Annotated in this window: 13 protein-coding genes; 2 read left to right on the top strand and 11 right to left on the bottom strand. The window is 47.7% G+C overall.

The features are described from left to right. Nucleotide 1: 1 nt before the first annotated feature. From OCV81_RS08225 to OCV81_RS08195, 7 genes are all read right to left on the bottom strand, one after another. Nucleotides 2–376 (bottom strand): BlaI/MecI/CopY family transcriptional regulator, encoded by a 375-nt coding sequence (locus OCV81_RS08225; RefSeq protein ID WP_148329602.1) that lies wholly within the window; start codon nucleotides 374–376, stop codon nucleotides 2–4. A 276-nt stretch (nucleotides 377–652) separates the two neighbouring features. Beyond that, nucleotides 653–2,224, bottom strand: coding sequence for a peptide chain release factor 3 (locus OCV81_RS08220; RefSeq protein WP_148329601.1), 1,572 nt, complete (start codon nucleotides 2,222–2,224; stop codon nucleotides 653–655). A gap of 2 nt (nucleotides 2,225–2,226) precedes the next feature. Continuing rightward, a complete protein-coding gene (gene rfbD / locus OCV81_RS08215; RefSeq protein ID WP_148329600.1) occupies nucleotides 2,227–3,084 on the bottom strand; it encodes a dTDP-4-dehydrorhamnose reductase in 858 nt (285 codons plus the stop codon). 16 nt (nucleotides 3,085–3,100) lie between these two features. Continuing rightward, a complete protein-coding gene (locus tag OCV81_RS08210; protein WP_022353333.1) occupies nucleotides 3,101–3,646 on the bottom strand; it encodes a DUF4924 family protein in 546 nt (181 codons plus the stop codon). A 6-nt stretch (nucleotides 3,647–3,652) separates the two neighbouring features. Continuing rightward, on the bottom strand, nucleotides 3,653–4,312 hold the full coding sequence (locus OCV81_RS08205) for a LysE family translocator (RefSeq protein ID WP_022353334.1): 660 nt from the start codon (nucleotides 4,310–4,312) through the stop codon (nucleotides 3,653–3,655). A gap of 276 nt (nucleotides 4,313–4,588) precedes the next feature. Further along, a complete protein-coding gene (locus tag OCV81_RS08200; protein WP_148329599.1) occupies nucleotides 4,589–5,899 on the bottom strand; it encodes an anaerobic C4-dicarboxylate transporter family protein in 1,311 nt (436 codons plus the stop codon). Nucleotides 5,900–6,166: 267 nt separating this feature from the next. After that, nucleotides 6,167–6,355, bottom strand: a complete 189-nt coding sequence (locus tag OCV81_RS08195) for a DUF6722 family protein (protein WP_022353337.1) — start codon at nucleotides 6,353–6,355, stop codon at nucleotides 6,167–6,169. A 217-nt stretch (nucleotides 6,356–6,572) separates the two neighbouring features. Here OCV81_RS08195 and purL point away from each other — a divergent pair, with 217 nt between their 5' ends. Next, nucleotides 6,573–10,280: a phosphoribosylformylglycinamidine synthase gene (gene purL / locus OCV81_RS08190; protein WP_148329598.1), complete on the top strand. Its 3,708-nt coding sequence runs from the start codon at nucleotides 6,573–6,575 to the stop codon at nucleotides 10,278–10,280. A gap of 236 nt (nucleotides 10,281–10,516) precedes the next feature. Here the strand turns inward: purL and OCV81_RS08185 are convergent, their stop codons facing one another. From OCV81_RS08185 to OCV81_RS08170, 4 genes are all read right to left on the bottom strand, one after another. Next, a complete protein-coding gene (locus tag OCV81_RS08185; RefSeq protein WP_148329597.1) occupies nucleotides 10,517–11,692 on the bottom strand; it encodes a TlpA disulfide reductase family protein in 1,176 nt (391 codons plus the stop codon). Nucleotides 11,693–11,701: 9 nt separating this feature from the next. Next, complete coding sequence (locus OCV81_RS08180; RefSeq protein ID WP_262640284.1) at nucleotides 11,702–13,117, bottom strand: RagB/SusD family nutrient uptake outer membrane protein; 1,416 nt, start codon at nucleotides 13,115–13,117, stop codon at nucleotides 11,702–11,704. A gap of 25 nt (nucleotides 13,118–13,142) precedes the next feature. Then, the gene (locus OCV81_RS08175) at nucleotides 13,143–16,397 is read right to left on the bottom strand and encodes a SusC/RagA family TonB-linked outer membrane protein (protein WP_262640283.1); all 3,255 of its coding nucleotides are present in this window, start codon (nucleotides 16,395–16,397) and stop codon (nucleotides 13,143–13,145) included. A gap of 161 nt (nucleotides 16,398–16,558) precedes the next feature. After that, complete coding sequence (locus OCV81_RS08170; protein WP_148329595.1) at nucleotides 16,559–18,337, bottom strand: helix-turn-helix domain-containing protein; 1,779 nt, start codon at nucleotides 18,335–18,337, stop codon at nucleotides 16,559–16,561. A 397-nt stretch (nucleotides 18,338–18,734) separates the two neighbouring features. Here OCV81_RS08170 and OCV81_RS08165 point away from each other — a divergent pair, with 397 nt between their 5' ends. Further along, nucleotides 18,735–19,895 carry a site-specific integrase gene (locus tag OCV81_RS08165; protein ID WP_148329594.1) on the top strand — a complete coding sequence of 387 codons (1,161 nt, stop codon included), beginning with the start codon at nucleotides 18,735–18,737 and terminating at the stop codon, nucleotides 19,893–19,895. The last annotated feature ends 58 nt before the right edge of the window (nucleotides 19,896–19,953 follow it).

Here is a 19,953-nt window from a genome sequence, read left to right as displayed (position 1 = left end):
TTCAAAATTTACGATTATTCTTCCCCTCCTCTATCTGAGCTATCAACTGCTTCAGTTCCTCCAAGTTCATTTTCTCATCTTCAATAAACTGAGAAACAACCTTGGTATAAGAATTATCAAAATATTGAGAAACAATCTCTCCGATAGCTGAACCCTTGTATTCATTTTCTGTTATTTTTGCTTCATAACGGTAGGTGTTTCCAAACGCACGATAACTGACAAAGCCTTTTTCTACCAACAGCTTCACCAGAGTAGCTACTGTATTGTAATGTGGTTTCGGCTCCGAATAGAATGCCAACATTTCACGGATAAACAAAGGGCCATGGGTCCATAGGATATTCATTATTTCTTCTTCTTTTGGTGTCAGCTTCTTCATAAACAGCTCATTTAAGATTAATACCATACGAAGATATGAAAATTATCGGACAAACAACTAAAAGTTTTAGTAGGACTACTAATATTAATAGTAATTAATAGAGAGGATAAAAAATACAAAATATTCAAACGATTTATGGAAAACGCAAACAGATTTTGACCGACATGCCAAAACTAAAATAGAACATTCAGTAAATATCCCAATTTAGGGATATAAAAAAGGCAGGAGAGCGGTTTACTTTCCTGCCTTTTATATGTTTATATCTTATCTTCTTTTTTAGAACTCGCTGGTGAAATGGAACTTGATGTGCTTGAAGTCCATCTGCGCCATCTGAAGCACATAACCGCTGTCGGCCAGGAACACATCGCGTCCGTCGCGGTCTTTGGCCATATACTGGTACTTGCGCTTCTTGAAGGCCTCCAGTTCTGCCGGATCGTCACTTTCAATCCAGCACGCCTTGTAGAGGCTCAACGGTTCCCAACGGCATTTGGCATTGTATTCATTCTCTAGACGGTACTGAATCACTTCAAACTGCAACTGCCCTACCGTACCGATAATCTTCCGGCCATTGAATTGGTTGACAAACAGCTGTGCCACACCTTCGTCCATCAGCTGATCGATACCCTTGTTCAACTGCTTGGTCTTCATCGGGTCGGCATTCTCGATGTACTTGAACATTTCCGGAGAGAAGCTGGGCAATCCCTTGAAATGTAGGATTTCACCTTCGGTCAGCGTATCGCCAATCTTGAACGTACCGTTGTCCGGCAGACCGATAATATCGCCTGCCCAGGCCTCATCCACCGTAGTCTTGCGCTGGGCCATGAACTGCGTGGGTGAAGAAAAACGCATGGTCTTATTGTGACGCACGTGCAGATACGGCGTGTTGCGGGTAAACTTGCCAGAACATACCTTGCAAAAAGCCACACACGAACGATGGTTCGGGTCGATGTTGGCCGTAATCTTGAACACGAAACCCGTGAACTTGGGCTCTTCTGGCATCACGATACGTTCCTCTGCCTGCACCGGACGCGGACTCGGCGCAATCTCCACAAAGCAGTCGAGCAATTCCTGCACACCGAAATTGTTCAACGCCGAACCGAAAAACACCGGAGCCAATTCCCCTTTCAGGTAATCGTCCACATTGAATTCCGGATAAACCCCCTCAATCAGTTCCAGTTCGCTGCGCAGCTTGTCCGCCAGCGGCGTACCGATATGATTGTCCAGGTCTTCCGTATGGATATCCACTTCCACCTTCTCCGTCACCACCTGCTTGGACGGCTGGAAAAGATTCAGCTTCTGTTCGTAGATGTTGTACACTCCTTTGAAACGCGGACCACTCTCAATCGGCCACGTCAGCGGACGCACGTTGATAACCAGCTCTTCTTCCAGTTCATCCAGCAAATCAAACGGGTCCTTGGCCTCACGGTCCATCTTGTTCACGAAGATAATCACCGGCGTGTTACGCATACGGCAAACCTCCATCAGCTTACGGGTCTGCGATTCCACACCCTTCGCTCCATCCACCACGATGATGACACTGTCCACCGCCGTCAGCGTACGGTACGTATCTTCGGCAAAATCCTGGTGACCCGGTGTATCGAGGATATTAATCTTATAGTCATGGTAGTCAAACTCCATCACGGAGGTAGTCACCGAAATACCACGCTGCTTCTCGATGTCCATCCAGTCGGACGTGGCCGTTTTCTTGATTTTGTTTGATTTTACGGCTCCGGCCACCTGAATCTGCCCACCGAAAAGCAACAGCTTTTCCGTCAATGAGGTTTTACCGGCATCCGGGTGCGCGATAATCGCGAATGTTCGTCTTCTTGCTATTTCCTGATTTGCCATATTTATTGTTTTAATTTTTCAATACATTCTGCCAGACTGTCCATCCAGTAGGGCACCTCCACTCCGTAGGTCTTCTTCAGCTTCGTCTTGTCGAGCACGGAATAGTGCGGACGGCAAGCCTTGGTGGAATAATCTTCCGTGTGAAGCGGCAACACGTGACAAGTGGTAATCCCAGCCAACCGGTGAATGGCTTTGGTAAAATCATACCAGGAACAAACCCCTTCGTTGCTGAAATGATAAATACCGGGCACAATCCCCTTCTCCAATGCCACAAAGATGGCCTGAGCCAAATCGCGTGCATACGTCGGTGTTCCAATCTGGTCGAAAATGACGCCCAGCGTCTCTTTCTCCTGCCCCAGCCGAATCATTGTCTTCACAAAATTGTTGCCGAAGCTAGAATACAGCCATGCCGTACGGATAATCATCGTATTCGGGCAATACTTCAAGGCCTCCTGTTCTCCTCCCAACTTGGTAGAGCCGTACACGGAATTCGGACAAGGAGTGTCTTCTTCCCGATAAGGGATATGAGCGGTTCCGTCGAACACATAGTCCGTAGACACTTGCACCAGCCAACCGCCGCGGCTCTGCACCGCCTTGGCCAGATAGCCCGGCGCCACACGATTCAGTTTGTCGCAAAGTTCCACGTTGTCCTCCGCCTTATCGACCGCCGTGTAAGCCGCACAATTCACAATTCCGTCAATCTGATGCGCCGAAACAAAGTCCATCACAGCCTTTTCATCGCAGATGTCGAGTTCCGCCACATCGGTAAAAAAATACTCAAAATCTTTGTGCTCTTCTGCCAGCAGACGCATTTCACTACCCAGCTGTCCGTTGGCTCCCGTCACCAATATCTTTTTCATTTTCAGTATGTGTGTGTTAATCCAAGTCCAAATCGCCTTCCTTATCCTTTATATAATAGCCGGCCAGCATAGCCAGCAAATCACTGATGGCTTTCACTGCCTTGGCCGTCCCTTCGCTGATTTCCTTTTTCTGCAATTTCAGCATCAGCACCCCATACATGGCATCAAAGCAAGTCTCCAGCTCGGGCACATCCTTGTCGCCCCCTTTGGCTCGCAGTTCAACGATAAAAGGCAATACCTTGTAATAAGCCGCCGTATAATACGGGAATTTAGGTGAACGCAACAGACGCAGATGTAGGTCGGTCAGCCAGACAATGACATTTTTGTTAATCTGCAGATGACCCTTTTCCATCACTCCCTCCTGCTGCATCATATTAATCAAGTCTTCATACCAACGGGCTAGCTCCTGCTTCTGCTCGTCCGTAGCCGGATAAGGCTCAATGATGTTCTTCCGGATTTTCCCCATATCGCAGCCATTGGCCCGAATCAAATCCTCCACCTGCCACATATACAACAGGTATTCGGCAATATTCTTTTTTTTAAGTTGCTGAGAAATATACATATTCTATCAAGAAAAAGATTTACCGGCAATGGCCAGGACGATTCCTACCACCGCCGCTATCATGACCACGACACCGATGATGCGGTTGAGCACCCAGATGCCGCGCAAATTAAATCGCGAACGTACCTTGTTAACGAAATACGTAATGCTGAACCACCAGCCCAATGCCCCTGTAATAATGGCCAGATAGCCTACCAGCTGGAAGCCGATGGGACTGCCCGGCATCACGAACGAGAAACGGGCAAACAGACCGATGAACAGGAAAATGATGAGTGGATTGGACAGGGTGACAAAAAAAGCCGTCACGAAATTATGCAAGTATGTACCTCGCGTGCCCGAAGCCGGACGAAGAGATTTCACTGGATTGCTGCGAAACGTATAAATACCAAATGCCAGCAACATGATACTTCCCACCACTTGCAGGAAAATATGATGTTTCAGAATCAGTTCATCCATGAAACTCATTCCGTATCCGGTTATCAACGCATAACATATATCGCTTAATGCCGCCCCAACTCCTGTTACGAAACCAAACCAGCGCCCCTTGTTCAACGTACGCTGAATACAGAGCACACCGACCGGTCCCAAAGGAGCAGACACGACAATGCCGATAATCAATCCCTTCAGCAACAAATCAAGTATAGTAACCTGTTCAATCCAATTCATACTGCAAAGATGCTACTTTTTTACGAAAGTACCTACATTTTTATGCGATTATCATTACATGCGCAACGGAAAAAGAACAAATCAGAAAAAGCTCAAAGCAATAAATTATCAGCCTTTAATTATTTTTTACGTCTTCCAAGGCAGAGCCGTATGTTTCCCGACAGAGAAACATACGGTTCTGAGTCAAAAAACATACGGTTCACGCAAAGGAAACATACAATTGACAAGTTCGTTTCCTACATTACATCCTTACATTCTCATGTTTACAAACGCATTTTACACGAACAGTACCGCCAGAATGCCCAACCCTACGGCCACAAAAGTGGAAATCAGTCCCGGCATCATAAACGAATGGTTGAGCACATACTTTCCGATACGGGTCGTGCCCGTAGTATCGAAATTGATGGCGGCCACCACCGTCGGATAGTTCGGGATAAAGAAATATCCGTTCACTGCCGGGAAAAGCGCAATCAGCATGTAGGGCGAAATGCCCAACGCCATACCCAAAGGAAGCAGGGCACGAATGGTAGCTGCCTGACTGAACAACAGGATAGACATGACGAACAGAGCCACCCCGAAAAGCCAGGGCATGTCGGTCACCATGCCAAAGATTCCTTCTTTTATCACCGCAATGTTGCCCGAAATGAAGGTATCGCCCATCCAGGCAATACCAAAGATAGCCACTACCGCCTGCATGCCCGCGTTGAATACCGAACTCTTGGCTGCCTTCATGCCACTGGTACCGGTCAGCAGCAGAATCAATGCGGCTACCGACAACATGAGCACTTCTATGATGTGCGCCATCTGCATCATTACCACACCTTCGGAAGTTTGAAACGACGGCCGGAAACTGTCGACAGAACCAAACAGCACAATCCCTACCGTGGCAGCCAGAAACAACAATACAGAAGTCAGCGCCTTGCCGGGATGGAGCACCTCGGCCGTACAATAATTGGCGCCCGAAAGTTCCCCTGACTTCAAACGGGCCTGATAGACAGGGTCATCCTCCAGTTCCTTGCCCACCCGCATGGAATACAGCGCGCCAGCCAATACCCCCACCAAGGTGCAGGGAATGGAAATTTTCAGTATGTCAAACAAGGTAATATCGTATCCGGCCAACATACTCAAAAGGACAACCGTAGCCGCAGAAATGGGACTGGCGGTAATAGCCTGCTGGGAAGCAATAACGGCAATTCCCATCGGACGCTCCGGACGGATACCCGTCTCACGGGCCACTTCGGCAATGACCGGGAGCACGGAATAAGCCACATGCCCCGTCCCGGCAAAAAAGGTAAAGAGGTAAGTCACCAAGGGACTCAGCAAAGTGATACGCTGAGGATGGCGGCGCAAGATTTTCTCCGCCCATTTCACCATCAAATCCAATCCTCCGGCAGCCTGCATGCAACCCGCCGCTGCAATCACAGCCACAATCATCAGCATCACATCAATAGGAGGAGCGGTCGGTTCCAGACCGAACACGAACGTAAGAACAGCCAGACCGAGGCCTCCGAACACACCCAATCCGATGCCCCCAACCCGTGCACCGACCACAATGGCCAACAAGACAAACAGTAATTGTAACCACATAAAATAGAAACAGTTTTTGATTTAAAGCGCAAAGATAGGCATATTCCGCGGAATGTGAAAACGAAGAACAGAATACAAAATCCTCCCCCATCCCATAGACCTAATATCACAAAAGAAGCTGTTCCAAATTTGTTTTGAAACAGCTTCTTTCTTATTTTTCAATTTATCGTATGTTCTTTTTCGCTTCTTTCTTGTCTTGGTAATTAAAATACGCCAAACTGACGAGCGCAATAACAATCACCATCACCGATACAATAATTGCTCCCATTATTTGTCCTCCTTCTTATCTTTAAGCAACGTAAGTCCTGTCACAAGAGTTACTAATACGGCAAGGACTACAAGTCCATACATATACCATGCCCATTCATTCACCCCGTTAAAAAGAGAGGTCAGTAACACAGCAGTGGTCATATACTTGGCTATATCTAAAAACCATTTGCCTAACTCTTTTCTCATGATGCAAATATAACAATTTATTTCTAATAGCCAATCGTGCTTACCTTTCTATTTTAAGAAACTTCTTACCCCTCATCCCATCTACCAGTTAAAAGCCAATTCCTATCGATGCAACATACGCAATTACTTCTATTTTTTTCGTTTATTCCGAGGATTTTCCCTACCTTTGTACCACTTTTAAAAGCGCATTGAATATTCATTATAACATACAAGTGCTATGATTCTATTTTTCAGAACACCCACAAACAGTGTGATTGCCACAGAATGCAATCAGGAGCTGAATGCTGAAGACGTCAAGAAACTATGCTGGCTTTACAGCGACGCTACTGTGGAAAATGAAGACAACCTGAAAGGATGGTTCATCGGTCCACGTCGTGAAATGATTACCCCCTGGAGTACAAATGCAGTAGAAATCACCCAAAACATGGGCCTCACGGGCATCCGCCGTATCGAGGAATATTTCCCGGTAAAGGACGAGAACGCCGACCATGACCCGATGCTGCAACGTATGTACCACGGACTGAATCAGGACATTTTCACGGTGGACATCAAACCGCAGCCTATCATATACATCGAAAACCTGGAAGAATACAACGAAAAGGAAGGTCTGGCGCTGTCACGCGAAGAAATGGACTATCTGCTGAAGGTGGAAAAAGACCTGGGCCGCAAGCTGACCGACTCGGAAGTATTCGGCTTTGCACAGATTAACTCAGAGCACTGCCGCCACAAAATTTTCGGCGGTACATTCATCATCGACGGACAGGAAATGGAATCTTCTCTGTTCCAGATGATCAAGAAAACCACTCAGGAAAACCCCAACAAGATTATCTCGGCCTACAAAGACAATGTGGCCTTCGCCGAAGGTCCGGTGGTAGAACAATTCGCTCCGGCCGACCACTCTACTTCTGATTATTTCATTATCAAAGATATCAAGACCGTCATCTCACTGAAAGCGGAAACTCACAACTTCCCGACTACCGTAGAACCGTTCAACGGGGCTTCTACCGGTACCGGTGGTGAAATCCGCGACCGTATGGGTGGTGGTAAAGGTTCCTGGCCGATTGCCGGAACTGCCGTGTACATGACTTCTTATCCGCGCACGGACGAAGGACGCGACTGGGAAAATATTCTGCCGGTGCGTAAATGGTTGTACCAGACTCCGGAACAGATTCTGATCAAGGCGTCCAATGGTGCTTCCGATTTCGGTAACAAGTTCGGACAGCCGCTGATTTGTGGTTCTGTACTGACTTTCGAACACGAAGAGAACAACGAAAAATATGCTTACGACAAAGTCATCATGCTGGCAGGAGGTGTAGGTTACGGTACACAGCGTGATTGCCTGAAAGGTACTCCGGAAGCTGGTGACGAAATCGTCGTACTCGGTGGTGACAACTACCGCATTGGTCTGGGAGGTGGTTCTGTATCTTCCGTAGATACCGGACGCTACTCTTCTGGTATCGAGCTGAACGCCATCCAGCGTGCCAACGCCGAAATGCAGAAGCGTGCCTACAACGTGGTACGTGCCTTGTGTGAGGAAGATGTGAACCCGATTGTATCTATCCACGACCACGGTTCTGCCGGACACGTAAACTGTCTGTCTGAGCTGGTGGAAGACTGCGGTGGTCTGATTCACATGGACAAGCTGCCTATCGGCGACGAAACCTTGTCGGCCAAGGAAATCATCGCCAACGAATCACAGGAACGTATGGGCTTGCTGATTGAAGACGAGGCCATCGAACATGTACGCAAGATTGCGGAACGTGAACGTGCCCCGATGTACGTGGTGGGTGAAACGACCGGCGACCATCGCTTTGCCTTCGAACAGGCTGACGGCGTACGTCCGTTCGACCTTGCCGTAGACCAGATGTTCGGTTCTTCTCCGAAAACATATATGGTGGACAAGACCGTAGAACGTCACTATGAAAACGTTTCTTACGATGTCACCAAACTGAATGAATATTTGCGCCGCGTACTGCAGCTGGAGGCCGTAGCCTGCAAAGACTGGTTGACCAACAAGGTAGACCGTTCCGTGACAGGTAAGATTGCCCGCCAGCAGTGCCAGGGCGAATTGCAGTTGCCGTTGAGCGACTGCGGTGTGGTAGCCCTCGACTACCGTGGCGAGAAAGGTATCGCTACTGCACTGGGACACGCTCCGCAGGCTGCCTTGGCCAATCCGGAAGCCGGTTCCGTACTGGCCGTATCCGAAGCACTGACCAACCTGGTATGGGCTCCGCTGGCCGACGGCATGGACAGCATTTCTTTATCAGCCAACTGGATGTGGCCTTGCCGCTCACAGGAAGGGGAAGATGCCCGTCTGTACAAGGCTGTGAAAGCGTTGTCTGATTTCTGCTGCGAACTGCAGATCAACGTACCGACCGGAAAGGACTCTCTGTCCATGACACAAAAATATCCGAACGGAGAAAAAATCATCAGCCCGGGAACCGTCATCGTTTCTGCCGGTGGTGAAGTTTCCGACATCAAGAAAGTGGTTTCTCCGGTCATGGTCAACAAACCGAAATCTACCTTCTATCATATCGACTTCAGCTTCGACCAGCTCCGTCTGGGCGGTTCTGCCTTTGCACAGTCACTCAACAAGGTGGGCGACGACGTGCCGACCGTACAGAATCCGGAATACTTCCGCGATGCCTTCATGGCCATCCAGGAACTGGTCAACAAGGGATTGATTCTGGCCGGACACGATATCTCTGCCGGTGGTCTGATTACGACCCTGCTGGAAATGTGCTTTGCCAACGTGGACGGCGGTATGGAAATCAACCTCGACAAGATTAAGTGCGACGACATCGTGAAGATTCTGTTTGCTGAAAATCCGGGTGTAGTGATTCAGGTAGCCGACAAGCACAAATCAGAAGTCAAGAAGATTCTGGAAGATGCCGGTGTGGGATACGTGAAGATTGGTGTACCGACCGAAGAACGTCACATCCTGGCTACCTTCCACGATGCGACTTATCAGTTCGGCATCGACTACTTGCGTGATGTATGGTATTCTACTTCTTACCTGCTCGACCGCAAGCAGAGCATGAACGGCTGTGCCAAGAAACGTTTCGAAAACTACAAGCAGCAGCCGCTGGAATTCGTATTCGACAAGTCGTTCACCGGCAAACTGTCACAATTCGGACTCGACCCGAACCGCCGTACACCGAGCGGTATCAAGGCAGCCATCATTCGTGAAAAGGGAACCAACGGTGAACGTGAAATGGCTTACATGCTGTATCTGGCTGGCTTCGACGTGAAAGACGTAACCATGACCGACCTGGTCAGCGGACGTGAGACACTGGAAGACATCAACATGGTAGTTTACTGTGGTGGATTCTCCAACTCCGACGTGCTGGGTTCTGCCAAAGGATGGGCCGGAAGCTTCCTATTCAACCCGAAAGCCAAAGCAGCCCTCGACAACTTCTATGCCCGCGAGGATACCCTCTCACTGGGTGTCTGCAACGGTTGCCAGCTGATGATGGAACTGGGACTGATTACTCCGGAAGACAAGAAGAAAGGAAAGATGCTGCATAACGATTCCCACAAGTTTGAATCTGCCTTCTTAGGCGTGACCGTACCGATGAACCGCAGTGTAATGTTCGGTTCACTGAGCGGCTCCAAACTGGGTATCTGGGTGGCTCACGGAGAAGGTAAGTTCTCATTGCCTTATCCGGAAGACCACTACAACGTAGTGCTGAAATATTCTTACGACGAATACCCAGGCAACCCGAACGGTTCAGACTACAGCGTGGCCGGCATTGCCAGCCAGGACGGACGTCATCTGGCTATGATGCCTCACCTGGAACGTGCCTGCTTCCCGTGGGAAAATGCCTACTATCCACTCGACCGCAAGAACGAAGACCAGATTACTCCGTGGATGGAAGCCTTCGTCAATGCCCGCAAGTGGGTGGAAGCCAACCGCAAGAAATAATCCGGAACTACCGGAACATGATACAAAGTGGAGGTGCACTGCAAAGCGCACCTCCACTTTTTTTATTCTTTCTTCCGACCAAAGTCAGGAATCCTCTCCTCTCTGTACCCGAATGGATTCCTTCATTCATTCCATAAAAAAACGGTGCACAAATCCGACTGCTCAGATTCATGCACCGTCTGTATTCGGAATCCCTTACAAGGATTTTCGTATCACATTCTCGCTCTGTTCAATTCTTACTGAAAAAGCTCTTTCAATTTCGTAGCCAAAGCCTCACCGCGCAGGTTCTCACCCACCGTTACTCCATCGGCTGTAATTAAATACATGGTCGGTACGAATTTCACTTTATAAAGTGCAGCTACTCCTGTTTCGTCCAAGAAGTTCGGCCAAGTCAGTCCTTCTTCCTTCAACGCTTTTTCCCAGTCGGCTTTCTTCTGATCGATGGAAATGCTCACAATTTCAAAACCTTTTCCGCTATACTGCGCATAGAGTTTCTTCAAGTTCGGAATTTCTTTCCGGCACGGGTTGCACCAAGAAGCCCAGAAATCAATCAGCACATACTTCTTGCCCTGACGTAATGCAGAAAGCGACACTTCCTTTCCGGTTTTGTCTTTCACCTTGAAATCGGGAACCTTCGTTCCTTCCTTTCCTGCCGGATAAAGTTCCTCTTTTACCTTCTGTCCGTAATAAGATTGTTTGGCCGCAGGAGAAAGTGCTTCATACCACGGTTTCATGTCCTCGCTCAGGTAGCTGGTAAACGAAATCATCATCAAAGGTCCCCAGAAAGAATCCTTGTTGGCCATGACTACCTGATGATACAATGAGTCTACCGTAGTAAAGAATACCTGATCGGCAGCTGCTCTGGCCTTACCCTCCTCGCTCTGCCGCAGTTCCTGAATCTTCGCCTGGTCTTTGACCTGATAAGCCGCCATCATCAGGCTGTCGAAGGCGGCAAATTTACGGCCATTAAGCGCATACAACGAGTCCAGATGCGTCCGTGCAGACAGCAATGAATCATAACGCGCACTCAGTGGAGAGCCTTTTACCGCCAAAGAAGACAGATTATAGGAAACTCCCCCGTCAGATTCCTTCTTGGCCACCAGCTTTCCCGTAACCTCCATCTGGACATTTTCCAACATAAGATTGCGCGAGCCATACGCATCTTTCACCAACAGATGGAAAGCTCTCGGCTCTTCCATTTTTCCTGTAAATACAAACTGTCCGTTGACCACCGTCGTGTCGGCAAAAGGCAGTTCACTGTCATGGCTGACCGGTACCAGCTGCACATGTGTACCGTCGGGCAAACCTTCAATATTACCTTTCAACACATAACCATCTACCGCAGGCTGGCTGGTACATGCCATCGCCATCAAGCCCATAGTGGCCATACAAAAGAAATTCTTCATTTTCATAATTCGATTTTATTTAGTGACGTTTTGTTCGATTGTTCCGTTTCCGGGATTATTGAGTGCCCCGGCCGGGAAAGGCATGGTCCACAAATGAGATGTCGGGCTCAAGGTATACTCCTTCTCCTCATAAGTCTTGGTCAGCGTCCTAGCATACGTACCTTCCTGATTATAACGACGGGCATCCGCAAAAGGCACGATAGAGAAAATCAGTTCATTGTCCTTGGTGCGGCGAATCTGCGACAACGCCTCCTCCAATGTAGAAGCCTCAGCCGGACGATAAACCTCAGGACGGATACGGGTAATCCGTACGGTATTCAGTGTATTCATCGCTTCGGAATAATCGTTGCCTTCGGCCAGCCGTGCCTGGCACTCCGCCTTGATGAGATACACCTCACAGGTGGTCAGTCCCCCATGATTGAAATAGCCCGACTCCAGTGCCTTGTAATACGTATCATTATTATCCGTCTTCAACTTCCAGCGTGACAGGAAACGGGCATCCCCTTCCTCGAAACGTGCCGCTCTTTCCACCGGAATATTTTTTTCGTAACTGTCGTACACCGATTGTTCCCCAAAGCGCAGGTAATAGTTCTCCACATAATCGTATTGCATAGGGGTGGCAATCTTGTCATAATTGTCCGGATCGTCAATTGCAGCCTTATGCTCTTCATAAAATGCGTTCCAATCATAAAGCTGGTCATTCTGTGCCAGAGCCAGGTTGGCATAACGCAAAGCCTCACTGTAATTCTGCATCTGCAAGTACACACGGGCCAACAATGCATACCCTGCCCCCAAGTTAGGATGAATGGCTGTCATGGACTGGGCCGGCAATCCCATCTCAATGGCCTCCTTTACATCCTGGATAATGAAGTCATACATCTCCTGAATGGACACCTGCGTGTAAGGCGCATCAATCTCCGCACTGGTAATTAGGGGTACACTGCGCTTTTGGGCAGCCGTTGCCGCATCGTACGTATCGGCATAATAATTGACCAGCACATCGTAGCAAAGCGCACGTATCACCTTGGCATACGCTATCACTTCGTTCCGCTCGGCATCTGTCGCCTCAGTGGCCGTAGGCACATTCTCTACAATCAGATTGCAGCTGGAGATGGCTCCATAAAGCACGTAGTAAGTTCCTTCATCGGAATTATTCAACACAATGCGATCGGCCGATTCGTCCCACATGTAGTTGGCACGGCTCAAGCTCGGCGTGTTCACCTGTGAATTGGTCAGATAGACATCATTCAACAGATACAACGCATTGGTCACAGGAGTCCGGCCGATGGTATACTGATCGCGCAACAAAGCCTCAAAATCAGCCAACGTGGTAGGAATCTTGTTCCCTTTCGGCGCTATATTCAAATAATCATTGCATGAGCTGAGCAACAGGCAAACCAGCGCAGCCCCCAAATATAATATCTTATTCATACGTTTCATACTATAAAAATCGAGGTTAGAAATTCAGATACACACCGCACAAGTAGTTAGGTCTGGCATAACCACCCAGCAAGTATTTGGCATTGCTGCTCTTGGCCACCATAAACACATTTTCCATACCCAACATAATACGTGCATTCTTTACATACAGTTTGTGACACACACTGGCCGGAATGCGATACGTCAACGACAGGTTTCTCAGCCGCCAGTTGGTGGCATCCAGCACATTGACGGAAGAATAAGCATACATACTCTCATAATTATAGTTATAGAGTTCACTCTCTGCCGAAATATAACGCGGCACATTGGTATAAGCCTCATCCCCCGGTTCCCGCCAACGGTTTTCAATGTCTTTGCTTACCGGACTCATGCCAGAACCGATGAAAGCCACGTTGGTATTCCGCATCTTGTGTCCGCCTTCAAATAAAAACTGAGCTGCCAGTTCCCAGTTCTTCCAGCGCAAGTTCGTATTAATGGAACCGTTGTAAACCGGTACGGTAGTTCCCAAATAAACCAGGTCTTCAATTTCGGTAGGAGTCATGTCTGTGTACAAGTTTCCTTTGGCATCGTACACCTGCGGAGTACCTGTCGCACTTAATCCAGCCCACTGATATCCGTAAATCGCATTATACGGATTTCCCACACGCGGATAGGCCGTCGGATAATCAATCACCAGATATGACACCGGTGCCTCCACATTAATGTAAGTCACCTTATTCTTGTTGTAGCCCAACACTCCGCTCACATTCCAGTTCCAATCATTATTCCGGATAATATCCCCCGACAAAGTCAGTTCAAATCCCCGGTTTGTCATTTTTCCGTTGTTGATGGAATAGGTGCTGTATCCCCATCCTTCCGTAGGCACTCCATTGGTATTGGCCAGCAAATCTGCGCCTAGCTTGTTATAGAATTCCAGTGAACCGTTCAACCGGTTGCCCAGCAAGGCAAAGTCCACACCAATATTCAGCGTCGTAGTCTTTTCCCAACGCAGGTTCGGATTCGGACGGTTGGAAATGGTACCCTGAATACCTCCCACCTGGTTATTGGTATTATAATACGCAATCATGTAAGGAGCCGAGTCTTTAGCAATATTACCTCCGATACCATAGCTTGCACGCAACTTCAGCATATTCACCCACGGCACCTGGAAAAACTTTTCCTGACTGATGTTCCATCCGCCACCTACCGACCAGATAGGACGCTTCTGGTACTTGGACCCCGTAGAAAACAGGTTGGTCTTATCCCAGCGGATACTTCCGCTCACCATATATTTCCCATCGTAAGTGTAAGCCGCATTGCTATATACAGACACATACCGGTTTACCAGTTCACGGATGTAGGACATATCCTGCTGCCCAAAAGAGCCATATCCCCATTGCCCGCGGAAATTGCTCAACTGCCCCGCGTCAACCAAACTGTAAGTCAGCAATTGAGGGTCGTAATTATACAGCGTGCGGTCATTGTAATCCAATTTATTTTCCCGGGTTTCCGTACCCAGAATCATGGTCACATCATGTACCTCGGCAAAAGTCTTGCTGAAGTCCAGCTGCTGACGGAAATTATACGCATGCGTCGTATTGGCAGAAGTGAAAAAGATGTTTCCATACGGCAGAGCAAACGTCGATGTCCCATCATTGTTGGAAGTAGAAAACGTATTGACCTTATTGCGCACTTCGTACGAATCCTTGCTCTTCAGCTGCTCGGTCTTATATTCCGCATATTCATACTGGAAAGAAGCCGTATATTTCAACCAGTCGGTAAACTTGAACGTCAGACGAGCAAACGTACGGTTGCTGAAATCCTGATTTTTGGTCTGATTCATCTTCATCTCATCCAGCGGTGTAATATCCAGATTATACAATCCGTTATTGTGCAGCAGATTCAAGTCATACACACTATAACGGTCAGCTTCAGTATTGGTGTAATACGTACCGTCACCGTTTACCAGTCCATCATAAGGCATATAAGTATATCCCGGTGAAAGAAGATTGTAAGACTGCGTAGTACCTTTACCGTAGTTCAGATACGTCCCCACATCCAGTGTCAGCCAGGAAGTCATTTTCGTAGAGTTCTGCAGATTGATACCGATGGTTCTGTTTTCAGAGAATTTATCCTCCAGCTGATTGTTACGATAAGACACAGAGGCATTAAACGTATTCTTTTCCGTTCCCTTCCCGATATTCAAGTTATACTGCTGGGAGAAAGGATTACGCTTGCCATACTTTTCCACGTCCCGATAATAACGGTATCCCTGAGAGGCCAGCCCTGCCAGGTTGCTTTCCATCTGCTCCTTTGAAATATGTCCGGCATAATAATTCAGGATGTTACGGATACCTTGTGTAGGATAAGACATGTTATCGAGTACCGTCTGCGCATAACTTTGTGCATCGGCCCCACTCAGATGAGGATTCTGGGCAGCCCATTCCCGTTCCAATTCCACCATTGTGGCCGAACCAGCCAGATATTTATCCGCATACGTAGCGTAAGGCTGTACGGTCAGTGTAGCAGAGAAAGACACATTCAGTTCGTCCTTTTTGGCCCGCTTGGTCGTAATCACCACCACACCGTTGGCCGCACGTGCTCCATAAATAGAAGTAGCCGCCGCATCTTTCAGGACCGTTATGCTTTCGATGTCCTCCATATTCAGGTCGGGCACACTTTCCACCCAGTTTCCATAGCCGTCGTTCGTGGTTTTCTCTACTGGGAAGCCGTCAATCACATACAACGGAGTAGTCAACCCGTTCATGGAAGTCACTCCTCGGATTTTCCCGTCGCTGTATCCAGCCACACGTCCCTCCAATACGGAACCCATGTCACTGAGACGCTGCGTCTCCAACTTCTGGGCATCCACCTTTGAAAATGCTCCGGTAGCACGCTCCTTCGAGATAGTCTGATAACCGGTCACCACCACTTCGTCAAGCAATTCCGTCGAAGGTTGAAGGGCTATGTAATAATCATTGTCTGAGGTCAACTGTACACGCTGAGATTTGTACCCTAGATAAGAAGCCTCAATCTCTTTCGTACCCCGCGGAAGTGTCAACGTAAAATGACCCTGCATGTCTGTGATGACAGCCGCAATGGAACCTTTCGGGTCCTCATTGACCTGCCTTACATGTGCAGCAGGAAGCGGTTCCTTGTTTTCATCCACTACAATGCCATGAATGGTGCGCTCATGCTGGGCATAAGCCGGAAATGCGGACAAAGCCAGCATAGCACACAATAACAGAAAGCTCATTTTGAGCCGAATGTCGTGCAATACGTTTTTTCCCATACTTATATCTTTTTAGAAGTTATGAACAGATGTCTTCCTACATTCTTTGCAAATCTCCTATGTGCAAAAATGTAAAAAAAAGATATAACATTGATATTAAACGCGCATCCAAATTCGACAATTGCCGCATTTGAATAACATTTTGCTAGGAAAAGAGACTTTCAAGCATTTTTATGCATCGACATTACCTTGTTACGGTACTGTTTGGGAGGAATACCTACTGCATTCTGGAATATCTTATAGAACGTACTCATGGAATTAAAGCCGACTTCCGAGGCCACAGCCTTGAGCGGAATGTCAGTTTCTGGGTCACTCAGCAGACGGATGGCCTCATTAATCCGGTAATTATTGACATATTGTGTGAAATTCTGCTGTGTCTGCTCATTGATGATTTGTGACAGATATGTCCGGTTCGTCCCCAACAAGTCGGCTACCCGCTCCTTGGTCAGCAGATTTTCTTTATAAACCTCTTCTTCCTGCATCAATTTTTCCAAACGCTGGAACAAGGAGTTCTTCTTTTCGCTTGTCAACGAAGAAGCCGCATATTTCTCCCCCACAGAAGACACCGGTGCTGCAGACGCTTCCTCTTGTTGCTTCCGAAGTGAGGAAATGACCTCTTTCAACTGCTGCTCCTTCCGAATCGCCTCCTGATGCTGCCGGACAATACTAGTGTACAGCTGGTTCTGCCGCCTGTAACGATACCATAAGGCAAAAACCACCAACAGTACAAGGACCAGAATCCCCACGAGGGCCTGCTCCTTTTTCTCCTTTTGCAACAAGATCAGCTTGTTTTTCCGGATTTCATTTGCCTGGTGTTCCGTATCATACTTGATACGCAGTTCACTCAGCACCTTTTCTTTGTCCGTATTGAAAATACTGTCGGTCTCCTGCTGAAGTTTACGCTGCCACGCCAATGCCTCGACATACTGTCCCATATTCTCATAGCAGACCGACAAGGTATTGATCACCCTGTTCCGATAAATCTCACAATTCTTTTCTTTAGTGAACGCCAACGCCTTAAACAACAAATCGATGGCCTGCTGGTTCTTCCCCTCCTCAGCCAGAGCTATGGCATATTCATTCAGCAACAATACCTTATACGAGGTCTGATTCATGTCATTCAAGGCCAATCCTTTCTTATAGTATTCAATGGCCTGTTGCCGGTTGCCTTTGGCAAACTCAATCATCCCATAGATGGCATACACGTTTCCCTGATTGTAATACTCGTTCTGCTTCATGATAAACTCCGCTTCCTTTATGTAGGGCAAAGCCTTGTCATAGTCATGCAACAGATAATACATGTACGAGGCATTCAAAGCCCCAATAAAGATAAGGTAGGCCGAATTCTGTTCGTGCCCCATCTCATAGGTCTGCAACGAATAAGTCAGCCCCGCCGGATCTTCTTTCAAAAAATAAATACTCGAAATATTCCCGAGCAGAATAGCTTCCAGTTCTTTATAGTGACACCGGTGTGCCGCTTCTATCCCTTCAAAGAAATAGTGCAAGGCAGAATAGTAATCTTTATGGATGTTGCTGGTATAAAGTCCCATCCCATTATACACAGAACACAGGGCGGAATCATTCTTCTCACTCTTAGCCAACAACATGGCCTGTCCCAGATGGTTTATCGCCGAGGTATCCCCCAGCATGACGTATGCCTGCCCCAACCCGATATGGGCGTAAAGGATACTGAACTTATAGTCTTGCTTTTTATACCCCAATTGGAAAAGCTTCTCCCCGTATTCAATCGCTTTCCGATAATCAGACTTATATAAATAAAGGAAACACAATTCTTTTAAAGCTTTCGTATCTTCAGGATGACATTTCAAAACCGCTTTCTGCTTCTGAATGGCAGGAAGAATAGTTTCTTGTGCAAGTCCACGCACCAACATACCCACAAACAAGAAAAGGAATGTTATGTATTTCATTATCCAATTCATCCGGATGCAAATTTATTTAATATGACATTTCACCAGACAAAAAAATGACATTCATCGCATTTTGATACTCTATAAACAATTAAAAAGCCTTTTTGCCGCCTTAAAAGTCAATTTTATTTCGTGCAAACTTACGGAAAATCTATGGAATATCCGCCATATTTCGGTAGATTAACGCAATGTAATCTGTGAATTAAGCAGTTAGAAGAAAATCACGGAAGTTGGGAAAAGGGTTGAAAAGCGTTTCAAAGCGAATTGGAGAAAGAGAACGGTTTCCTATTCGTTACCCGTCAGAAATGCAGATTTAACACTCTCCGTCCCGTTTGCACCGTTCTGCATAAGTTTGCTTGTCAGGGTTTAACTCGTTGATTTATAGTTTTGCAACCAAAAAAGAACGAGTATGACAAGGAGCACATTTCGCGTGCTGTTCTATGCGAACGGCAGCAAGGAGAAGAATGGAACTGTCCCCATCATGGGACGGGTTACAATCAACGGAACGGTGGCGCAGTTCAGTTGCAAGCGGAGCATCTCAAAAGAACTTTGGGATGCAAAGGGCAACCGTGCCAAAGGCAAGAGTTTGGAGGCAAGGGAAACGAACCTTGCGCTTGACAACATCAAGGCGCAAATCATCAAGCACTACCAGCGCATATCCGACCGTGAGGCGTTTGTGACGGCAGAGATGGTACGCAACGCCTATCAGGGCATAGGCGGCGAGTATGAAACGCTGCTCAAAGCCTTCGACCGTGAGAACGAGGTGTTCAAGAAGCGTGTCGGCAAGGACAGGAAACTGGTGACTTACCAGTCAAGGGTAGTGGCAAGGAACTATGTGGCGGCGTTCATCAAGTCGTTCTACAAGCGCAGCGACATGTCAATGCTGGAACTTACGCCCGACTTCATCAAGGAGTTCGCAGTCTATCTTTCCACGGAGGCAGGATTGCGCAACGGCACGATATGGGAAAAGTGCATGTGGTTGAAAGGCGTGGTGATGAGGGCGCACTTCAACGGGCTGATACCGAGAAACCCATTTGCGCAGTTCCACATCAGTCCGAATGTCAAGGAGCGTGAGTTTCTGACGGAGGACGAATTGAAGACGGTGATGACACACGAGTTCGCAGACTCGAAGCTGGCATACATCCGTGACCTGTTCGTCTTTGCGAGCTTCACCGCACTCTCTTTCGTGGACATCAAGGAACTGACCAACGACCGCATCGTGGAAGTGAACGGCGAGAAGTGGATTATCTCCAAGCGGCACAAGACGGGCGTACCGTTCCAAGTGAAGCTGCTGGACATCCCCTTGCAGATAATAGAGCGTTACCGACCGTTCCAAGAAAATAACTTTGTGTTCCCCAATCTGAACTATTGGTCAATCTGCAAGCCGTTGAAGAAGATGATAAGGGAATGCGGTGTAAATAAGGACATCAGCTTCCACGCTGCAAGGCATGGATTCGCAACCCTGGCCCTCTGCAAAGGTATGCCGATAGAGAGCGTAAGCCGCATTTTGGGGCATACGAACATCGAAACGACCCAAATCTATGCGAGTGCGCCCAGATTGGTCGCTTGATAAATACTTCTGTAGTAAGAAGTTAGGATTGGGTTCAATATAATCCTATCGTCAATCA

Source organism: Phocaeicola fibrisolvens (assembly GCF_025567125.1).
Lineage (GTDB): Bacteria > Bacteroidota > Bacteroidia > Bacteroidales > Bacteroidaceae > Phocaeicola > Phocaeicola fibrisolvens.
The sequence above is the reverse complement of the archived record's forward strand: the minus strand, read 5'-3'. Positions and strand labels throughout refer to the sequence as shown.